Source organism: Endozoicomonas sp., assembly GCF_051008435.1.
Classification (GTDB): domain Bacteria; phylum Pseudomonadota; class Gammaproteobacteria; order Pseudomonadales; family Endozoicomonadaceae; genus Endozoicomonas_A.
In genome coordinates, this window is the sequence record NZ_JBPCXO010000458.1 from 1 (window position 1) to 8,108 (window position 8,108).

Genomic DNA, 8,108 nt, shown 5'->3' on the forward strand with positions numbered 1-8,108 from the left:
AAGAACGGCCCAATTATTCGATGAATTCGATTAAATAGGTCAACTATTCTCACGAATCCATCGAATAATTCGACTCGTTCTACTGAAATTTATGCTCGAAAGCATAAGTCCGACAGGCTCCTAGAACAGCAACAGATATCCCGGTAATTATTATGCTTCACAGCCCAAAAGTCTGGCCGGGAGTAGACAACCCGATCAGTCTCCTGACTCTCTCAATGACAAAAAGTCTTTCATCACCTGAGCAACGAAAGACTTTTTAATGCATTCAAAAATGAGCGGGGTCAGGCTGCATGTACGTCACTATACGTCAGAGTTCAAACGTTGAAGCTCTCACCACAACCACATTCACTGGATGCATTCGGGTTGTTGAACTGAAAACCTTCATTTAACCCTTCCTTGACGAAATCGAGCTCGGTGCCATCAAGGTAGACCAGACTTTTCTGATCAGAGTAAATGTTGACGCCCTTACTTTCAAAAGCATTCTCGTCATTTGACGCGTCATCAACGAACTCCAGCACATAAGCCATGCCCGAACAGCCAGAGGTTCGCACCGCAACACGGATGCCAACACCTCTGCCACGCTTTTTCAGTTGATCCCTTATATGCCGGGCTGCGGCATCTGTCATGGTGATCGCCATGAAATACTCCAACTCAATACATAAGTCCAATAGGTCGGTCACTCACCCTTGAATGACTGACCTGAGGATCAGGCTGCCGATTCGCCGTGCTTGGTGCGATAATCGTCTATCGCCGCCTTGATCGCATCTTCAGCCAGTACTGAACAGTGGATCTTCACAGGAGGAAGAGCCAGTTCTTCAGCAATATCTGTGTTTTTGATTTCTGCAGCTTCTTCCAGCGTCTTGCCTTTCATCCACTCAGTCGCCAGAGAACTGGACGCTATAGCGGAACCACACCCGTAAGTTTTAAAACGGGCATCCTCAATCACACCCTCATCGCTCACCTGGATCTGAAGACGCATAACGTCGCCACAGGCAGGTGCGCCGACCATACCGGTACCCACTTTTTCAGAGTCGTCATCCAGCTTGCCGACATTGCGAGGGTTCTCGTAGTGATCGATTACCTTTTCACTGTATGCCATGATATTTTCCTCCCACCCAATTCGATATTAGTGCGCAACCCACTGAACAGTGCTCAGATCAACGCCATCCTTATACATGTCCCACAGAGGTGACAGCTCGCGCAGTTTTTCTACGGCCTGTCTTACCTGGGTGGCGGCATAATCCACTTCTTCAGCTGTCGTGAAACGGCCAAAGCTGAAACGCAGGGAACTGTGAGCCAGTTCATCGACAACGCCCAGTGCACGCAGCACATAGGACGGCTCCAGACTGGCAGAAGTACAAGCTGAACCGGAAGATACGGCTATGTCTTTCAAAGACATGATCAGCGACTCACCCTCTACAAATGCAAAGCTGACATTGAGATTGCCCGGCACACGCTGTTCCAGACTGCCGTTCACGTGAACTTCTTCCATATCGGAAATACTGTTCAAAAACCGCTGACGCAACATCAAGCTATGATCGTTATCGATCGCCATTTCTTCTTTGGCAATTCTGGCCGCTTCACCAATACCCACAATCTGGTGAGTAGGCAGAGTACCCGAACGCATTCCTCGCTCGTGACCACCGCCATGGATCTGCGCTTCGATGCGAACACGCGGCTTGCGTCGCACATAAAGAACACCGATGCCTTTAGGGCCATACATTTTATGGCCAGACACTGACAGCAGATCGACCTTGAGATTCTCAAGATCAATAGGCAGCTTGCCAACGCTCTGCGCTGCATCCACATGGAACATGATTTTTTTAGCGCGGGTAATTTCACCGATGGCAGCAATATCCGTAATCACACCAATTTCATTATTGACGTGCATCAGGCTAACCAGGATTGTATCTTCACGCAGAGCATTACTGACCTGCTCCGGTGTAATTACCCCGTCTGAACCAGGCTCAAGATAGGTGACTTCATACCCTTCACGCTCCAGTTGGCGGCAGGTATCCAGAACCGCTTTATGTTCAATTTTGGAAGTAATGATGTGCTTGCCCTTCTTGCTGTAGAAGTGCGCAACACCTTTAATGGCCAGGTTGTCTGATTCAGTAGCACCTGAAGTCCAGACAATTTCACGTGGATCAGCATTCAGTAAGTCTGCTACCTGCCTGCGGGCATTTTCAACAGCTTCTTCTGCTTTCCAGCCGAATACATGTGAACGGGATGCAGGGTTACCGAAATTGCCTTCTGACAACAGACATTGACTCATTTTCTCAGCAACACGAGGGTCACACGGTGTTGTTGCTGAATAATCAAGGTAAATAGGTAGTTTCATCCCGTACATCTCCAGGCGCTCAAAACGCTTGTGTCGTTCGAGTCGCTCAAGGCTGTTTGTCCCTGCGATCAAGTGCACTCCTCCTCATCAAAGAAGGCTGTTGATCGCGCTCTTGTTTTTCAGTCCCTGCTGCTCGTCCTGACGGACAGCAACATTCTGAACTTCACGTCTGGCTACCAGATCAGCAAGACTGATACCACTGAGAAACTCGTGGATTTGCTGACTGAGGTCATGCCAGAGGTCATGGGTAAGACACTTGGCTCCTTTCTGACAGGAGCCACTGCCGTGACATCGTGTGGCATCAACGGACTCATTCACCGCGTCAATAACTTCTGCCACATAGATTTCATCGATATCACGACTCAAACGGTAACCGCCACCGGGTCCACGGACACTGCACACCAGATCTCCTCGACGGAGACGTGAGAACAGCTGCTCCAGATAGGACAGTGATATGCCCTGACGCTCGGAAATATCAGCCAGCGCCACCGGGCCTTCACCTGCATGAAGGGCCAGATCCAACATAGCGGTTACGGCATAGCGCCCTTTCGTTGTTAATCGCATGTTGGCACCCTCTCCGAACTATCCGACCAGAGCCGGTATTATCTAAAGAATCCAATCCACTGATTCTGCGACTTGTTCCGCGCAGCAATTCACCCTGTTCATTCAAAAACCATGGCAGGATCAGCATTCGAGCGGATTATGAAATACCCGAGTAATTTAGTCAAGTATTATAAATAATAGCGTGAGAGCGCCATTTCCGCCTTAATATCAGGCTAAACAGAGAGGAGATTGGAGAGAGTCCGGCAGTTTATGAGGTCAGATCAACAAAAGACGTTTTCTTAGAAGAAGTTCGTTTTCAGTAGGCTGCCTCCCAGCAAAAAAGTCTTCTAAAAATGCAGCGGCTTATAAGCCGCCGCTATTGTATACAAGAGGCGTTCCGCATCCAAGAAAAATCATGGATGTGAGAGTGTTTCACTCTCAGCGTCAGACTTAACGCTCGCAAAATCCTCTTCTCTCAACTCAGGAAGCTGTTTGTCACCACAATCAAGCCCTCTCTCCCTGAGCGTCAGACAGAGCTTCTCAATTCGGCCATCAACTGCCTGCATATGATCCAGCATTGCCGAGATCGCATTTGCTGTCGGATCAGGCATATCCTCAGTTACCGCATAGGCATCGAAGCCTATTTTTTCGGCCATCTGCTGGCGTCGACTGTCCACTTTTTCACGCTTCTTAACGATACGTCCCGGAATACCAACCACGGTGGCGCCTTCAGGTACTTCACGAACTACGACAGAATTGGAACCGATTTTGGCATTAGCCCCAACAACAAAAGGACCCAATACTTTAGCACCTGCACCCACCACAACACCTTCCTCAAGTGTTGGGTGACGCTTACCCTGGTTTGAAGGGTGACTCTTGCCTCTATTGGGAGAAGTTCCCCCCAGAGTGACACCATGATAAAGGGTTACATCATCATGAATAATGGCCGTTTCACCAATCACCACTCCCATACCGTGGTCGATAAAAAAGCGTCGACCTATGGTAGCGCCAGGATGTATTTCAATACCGGTCAACCAGCGATTGAATGTAGACAATGTTCGACCCAGCCAACAGAACCCTGACTTCCAGATCTTGTGAGCTGCACGATGCAACAATAAAGCATGGAGTCCGGGGTAATTGGTAAGAACTTCAAAGGTGCTCCGGGCGGCAGGATCACGTTCCTTTACCGTTCTTATGTCTTCTTTTAAACGTTCAAACATGGGTCAGTTCGTCACTTGTTTCTTCTGGGTTCCACAGATTGTTATTGTTAATGTGCACGCTTACTTCTTCTGAGCACTTTCAGCCTCATCCGATTTGTCAGCCTTTTCAGCACACTTGCCGGTTTCTGACAAAATACCTCTGAGGATGCCCAGCTCAACACGGTCTGGACGAATGCGCCCATACATACGCCTGAGCTTGGCCATGATCTTCTCATGACTGCTGTGCTCAAGAAAGCCTATTTGAACAAGCGTCTTATATAAATGTTCGTAGAAACGCTCTACATCATCCTGAGATGCCAGATCATGGGCTCTGGGCGAAGGCAAAGGCACTTCTCCACGAGTGATAGCCAACCAGGCCATCCTTAGCTCGTAGGCCATCACCTGAACAGCAGACCCCAGATTCAGAGAGCTGAAATCCGGATTGGCGGGAACATGCACCTGAAGATGACACATCTGCAGCTCTTCATTCGTCATTCCGCGATCTTCCCTGCCAAACACCAAAGCAATCTGACCGGAACCCGCCTCACCCAGAATCTGGTTAGCACAAGTCCGGGGATCCACCAATGGCAATGACACACCTCGAACTCTGGCACTGGTACCCACCACAAAATGACAATCAGCCACCGCTTCTTCCAGGGTACTCGCCACCCTGGCACTAGCCAGCAGATCATCAGCTCCGGAAGCCAGCGCAAAAGCCTTGCCCGAGGGAAATTCCAGGGGTTCTACCAGCACCAGCTTGCTGAGCCCCATGGTCTTCATAGCTCTTGCCGCCGCTCCAATATTACCCGGATGGGTCGTATTAATCAGAACAATGGAAATATTGTCGAGCACCGATGGCTCAATTGCGACTGCGTCACTCACTGGGAGAAATCTCGCTTGGATCAACAACAAGGAGCCAAAACTTAGCTCATCAAAACCATGAAAGGCACTACAAATCTGCATCAGTAGACCTTTCATGACGTAAAACAATCGAATCGGCAAGTGTAACCTAAACCGATTTCAACAGCCACGAGCTGAGAGCGCTCCACAACATCAACAGTAAAGCAGATAACACTCGCTTTTCTTTAACCCGATACCCCTCACTCACATCAATCTCGTCGAAGCTTCTCGAAAGGTTTCTAACCGCAAAAAACATCTGTTATACTCCGCCGACTATTTTCCAGTCACTGGCCTAATACCCGGTTCTTTTGATACCGGAGTAGGAAACCAGTCTGTACCAGGCTGCCGTACCCCTCGGTCAGCATATTGATCTTTCACAGTCAGACGTAGTCCAGCCTATGCAACCCATGGTGAATATGGCCCTGCGAGCAGCTCGCTCGGCCGCCGAAATTATTCTTCACGCCCACCAGGACCTCGAAAGCCTCAAGGTTCAGGCAAAAGATCGGAATGACTTTGTCACAGAAGTAGACAGAGCCTCCGAGAAAGCCATCATCACTGCGCTAAAGAAAGCGTACCCCGACCATGGATTCTTTGGCGAAGAATCCGGCCTTACTGAAGGCAAAGGTGAAGGTAAGGACTACCTCTGGATCATCGATCCACTGGATGGCACTACCAATTTCATCCGTGGCATCCCTACTTTTGCCATTTCCATCGCTTGTCAGTATCGCGGCCGCATTGAGCACGCTGTTGTTCTGGACCCTATCCGCGACGAGGCATTCTGTGCCAGCCGTGGGCAAGGCGCCACTCTGAACAGCAAACGCATTCGCGTAAGCGGCCGCAAAAGTCTGGAAGGCGCCCTGATCGGGACTGGCATTCCTTTTTCAGGTAACAACCTGAATTATCTGGATGGCTACCTGAACATGATGCGTTCTTTGCTGGGTGACACTGCCGGCATCCGTCGTGCAGGCGCCGCCTCTCTGGACCTGGCCTATGTAGCTTGCGGCCGCCTGGATGCATTCTGGGAATTCGGTTTGCAGAATTACGATATGGCTGCCGGCTCCCTGCTGATTCAGGAAGCTGGAGGCTTGTGCAGCGACTTTAATGGTGGACACGACTTCCTGGACAAAGGACAGATCGTGGCAGCCAACCCGAAATGCTTCAAAGAAGTACTGCAACGTATTCGTCCATTCGCCAATACCAACATGGGGCGCTGAGCCCACAGAGCCTTATCCTGACAGGATAAGGCTCTCTCTTGATCCATTATCACTTCACTAATTTCGCCACATCCCGAAAAACATCACACTCCGCTGTTTTCATCAGTTCAAAAAGCACCATTTCAACACTGGTCAACTCAACACCCTTTCTTGCCAGCTTATCTAACGCCAGTCGTTTGTTATGTTTGGATCTGGAAGAAGTTGCATCCACGACCACCTCCACCTCATAACCCGACTCACTTAACTCTATAGCCGTTTGATAAACACAGATATGAGCCTCAATCCCAGCCAGTAAAACCTGCTTTTTTCCGGACGCCTTTAACGAAGCCATGAAATCAGATTGTCCACAGCCACTGAACGACGCTTTTGCCATAGAAACTACCCCTTTCAGCTCATCAGCAAGCACAGGCGTGGTGCGCCCCAACTTTTCAGGCAATTGCTCCAGCCAGAAAACAGGTAACCCCAACATTCGCGCCCCTTTGACCATTCTCACCAGCGCATCATGCATTCGTTCCTGCTTATACATTAACGTGGCAAGCTTGCCCTGAACATCCACAACAACCAGAGCAGTATTATTTTGACTCAGCATACTGACACCTCAAAACGGTAGAGCCCCAAGTTTAATAAATATTTCTTCAAAAACATATTTATCACCCGGTAGAATCAAAAAGCAGCTTATTAAATTCCCGTAAAAATAACCAAACCTCTAAAAAGAACAGTTATACCAATTTATTTTCAGCCGCTATATTAATGCCTCCCCGCAAAACAGATTCACAAAAGCAATGAAACATTTATATTTATGGGCTATCACCTTCCCTCTTTATTTATCCACTCCTCTTTCATACTCCAGCACTCCAAGTGAAAGCAGCTGCAGCGACGAAACTTGCTCAAAAGCAATCTATGAATCAAGACAACGAGATGAATCAGCTAAGCTACTTTATGTTTTCAAAAACATGAGCAACAAACCCCTTGACCTGAATGGCTTTCAAGGATCCGAAACAACCCACACCAGCATTGACTATCAAGACATCACCGTCCCACCCAATTCAAGCTACACCGTCACCTCTCAACTCTTTTACAGAGAAGGGCCTTATCTTGATACCAGCATCATTCACATTTATTTCACAAAAACAAAATACTCCCCCTTGAATACAGCGCACAACACGTTCACCAAAGCACAGTTAACCGGCAACTCACTTTGAATCATCAGAAAATCTGGCAAGACTCGAATAACATAGATCACATTCCCTCTGAAATGAGCCTTACCTTCTTTTGCTCTGAAGACCGAAGCTCGATCTGCTCATTAAGGAACTGTCCCTAAATAATTTCCGTGTTTCCCTGAAGTTTGAAATGTAGGAAAATCCCTACCGTTTCTGTTTCATCCTCGGAAGGCTCTAATGGGTGATTATTCTGCTGAAATGAAGCGTCGTATGGTTCGCTTTTACGCCTCACTCAATGAACGTGATCGTCGTCGCTATGCTGCTATTGAGGCTCAGAGATTAGGTCATGGTGGTATTCATTTTGTCTCGAGACTGCTGAAATGTGATCCAAAGACTATAGCCCACGGCATTCGAGAGCTGGAAGCAGAAGAGCCGCTCAATACGGAGCGACAGCGAAAAAAAAGGGGGTGGCCGAAAACCTCTGACCCAGATATTTCCTCGGCTGGCTGAGAATTTTCTTTCTGTTCTGAAAGACCACACTGCAGGCGATCCGATGCGACAGGAGGTTAAATGGACGAACCTTTCCCGGAGACAAATTTCCCAAAAGCTGCAAGAAAGCAGTACGCCTGCAAACAAGAATGTTGTTTCGAAATTGCTCCATACGCTTGGGTTTAGACGTCGTAAGCCACAGAAAAAGCGAACAATGAAGCAACATAAAGATCGCAATGCCCAATTTGAGAATATTGCCCGG

11 protein-coding genes are annotated in these 8,108 nt (G+C 48.4%); 4 read left to right on the forward strand and 7 right to left on the reverse strand.

The window, feature by feature from the left end:
- Window positions 1–314: 314 nt before the first annotated feature.
- From iscA to trmJ, 6 genes are all read right to left on the reverse strand, one after another.
- Window positions 315–638, reverse strand: coding sequence for an iron-sulfur cluster assembly protein IscA (gene iscA, locus ACR2PX_RS22570; RefSeq protein ID WP_434001606.1), 324 nt, complete (start codon window positions 636–638; stop codon window positions 315–317).
- 68 nt (window positions 639–706) lie between these two features.
- On the reverse strand, window positions 707–1,099 hold the full coding sequence (iscU, locus tag ACR2PX_RS22575; protein WP_434001607.1) for a Fe-S cluster assembly scaffold IscU: 393 nt from the start codon (window positions 1,097–1,099) through the stop codon (window positions 707–709).
- Between the two features lie 27 nt (window positions 1,100–1,126).
- Window positions 1,127–2,341, reverse strand: coding sequence for an IscS subfamily cysteine desulfurase (locus ACR2PX_RS22580; protein WP_434001615.1), 1,215 nt, complete (start codon window positions 2,339–2,341; stop codon window positions 1,127–1,129).
- Between the two features lie 87 nt (window positions 2,342–2,428).
- Entirely contained in the window at window positions 2,429–2,905 is a 477-nt protein-coding gene (iscR, locus tag ACR2PX_RS22585) for a Fe-S cluster assembly transcriptional regulator IscR (RefSeq protein WP_434001608.1), read from the reverse strand.
- A gap of 392 nt (window positions 2,906–3,297) precedes the next feature.
- Entirely contained in the window at window positions 3,298–4,104 is an 807-nt protein-coding gene (gene cysE, locus ACR2PX_RS22590) for a serine O-acetyltransferase (RefSeq protein WP_434001609.1), read from the reverse strand.
- A 60-nt stretch (window positions 4,105–4,164) separates the two neighbouring features.
- A complete protein-coding gene (gene trmJ, locus ACR2PX_RS22595; protein WP_434001610.1) occupies window positions 4,165–4,965 on the reverse strand; it encodes a tRNA (cytosine(32)/uridine(32)-2'-O)-methyltransferase TrmJ in 801 nt (266 codons plus the stop codon).
- 416 nt (window positions 4,966–5,381) lie between these two features.
- On the opposite strand from trmJ, the gene ACR2PX_RS22600 reads away from it, so the two are divergent.
- Complete coding sequence (locus ACR2PX_RS22600; RefSeq protein WP_434001611.1) at window positions 5,382–6,197, forward strand: inositol monophosphatase family protein; 816 nt, start codon at window positions 5,382–5,384, stop codon at window positions 6,195–6,197.
- A gap of 49 nt (window positions 6,198–6,246) precedes the next feature.
- Here the strand turns inward: ACR2PX_RS22600 and ACR2PX_RS22605 are convergent, their stop codons facing one another.
- The gene (locus tag ACR2PX_RS22605; RefSeq protein WP_434001612.1) at window positions 6,247–6,786 is read right to left on the reverse strand and encodes an isochorismatase family protein; all 540 of its coding nucleotides are present in this window, start codon (window positions 6,784–6,786) and stop codon (window positions 6,247–6,249) included.
- Between the two features lie 193 nt (window positions 6,787–6,979).
- On the opposite strand from ACR2PX_RS22605, the gene ACR2PX_RS22610 reads away from it, so the two are divergent.
- The 3 genes from ACR2PX_RS22610 to ACR2PX_RS22620 form a co-directional block, all read left to right on the forward strand.
- Window positions 6,980–7,399, forward strand: coding sequence for a hypothetical protein (locus tag ACR2PX_RS22610; RefSeq protein WP_434001613.1), 420 nt, complete (start codon window positions 6,980–6,982; stop codon window positions 7,397–7,399).
- A gap of 195 nt (window positions 7,400–7,594) precedes the next feature.
- On the forward strand, window positions 7,595–7,867 hold the full coding sequence (locus ACR2PX_RS22615; protein ID WP_434001614.1) for a hypothetical protein: 273 nt from the start codon (window positions 7,595–7,597) through the stop codon (window positions 7,865–7,867).
- Between the two features lie 16 nt (window positions 7,868–7,883).
- A partial coding sequence (locus ACR2PX_RS22620) for an ISAzo13-like element transposase-related protein (protein WP_434001616.1) occupies window positions 7,884–8,108 on the forward strand: 225 nt, incomplete at its 3' end.

What these genes read in the sequence shown, in the direction of transcription:
- iscA (WP_434001606.1), bottom strand. Translation starts at nt 638, where the DNA reads ATGGCGATCACCATGACAGATGCCGCAGCCCGGCATATAAGGGATCAA.
- iscU (WP_434001607.1), bottom strand. Translation starts at nt 1,099, where the DNA reads ATGGCATACAGTGAAAAGGTAATCGATCACTACGAGAACCCTCGCAAT.
- ACR2PX_RS22580 (WP_434001615.1), bottom strand. Translation starts at nt 2,341, where the DNA reads ATGAAACTACCTATTTACCTTGATTATTCAGCAACAACACCGTGTGAC.
- iscR (WP_434001608.1), bottom strand. Translation starts at nt 2,905, where the DNA reads ATGCGATTAACAACGAAAGGGCGCTATGCCGTAACCGCTATGTTGGAT.
- cysE (WP_434001609.1), bottom strand. Translation starts at nt 4,104, where the DNA reads ATGTTTGAACGTTTAAAAGAAGACATAAGAACGGTAAAGGAACGTGAT.
- ACR2PX_RS22600 (WP_434001611.1), top strand. Translation starts at nt 5,382, where the DNA reads ATGCAACCCATGGTGAATATGGCCCTGCGAGCAGCTCGCTCGGCCGCC.
- ACR2PX_RS22605 (WP_434001612.1), bottom strand. Translation starts at nt 6,786, where the DNA reads ATGCTGAGTCAAAATAATACTGCTCTGGTTGTTGTGGATGTTCAGGGC.
- ACR2PX_RS22610 (WP_434001613.1), top strand. Translation starts at nt 6,980, where the DNA reads ATGAAACATTTATATTTATGGGCTATCACCTTCCCTCTTTATTTATCC.
- ACR2PX_RS22615 (WP_434001614.1), top strand. Translation starts at nt 7,595, where the DNA reads ATGGGTGATTATTCTGCTGAAATGAAGCGTCGTATGGTTCGCTTTTAC.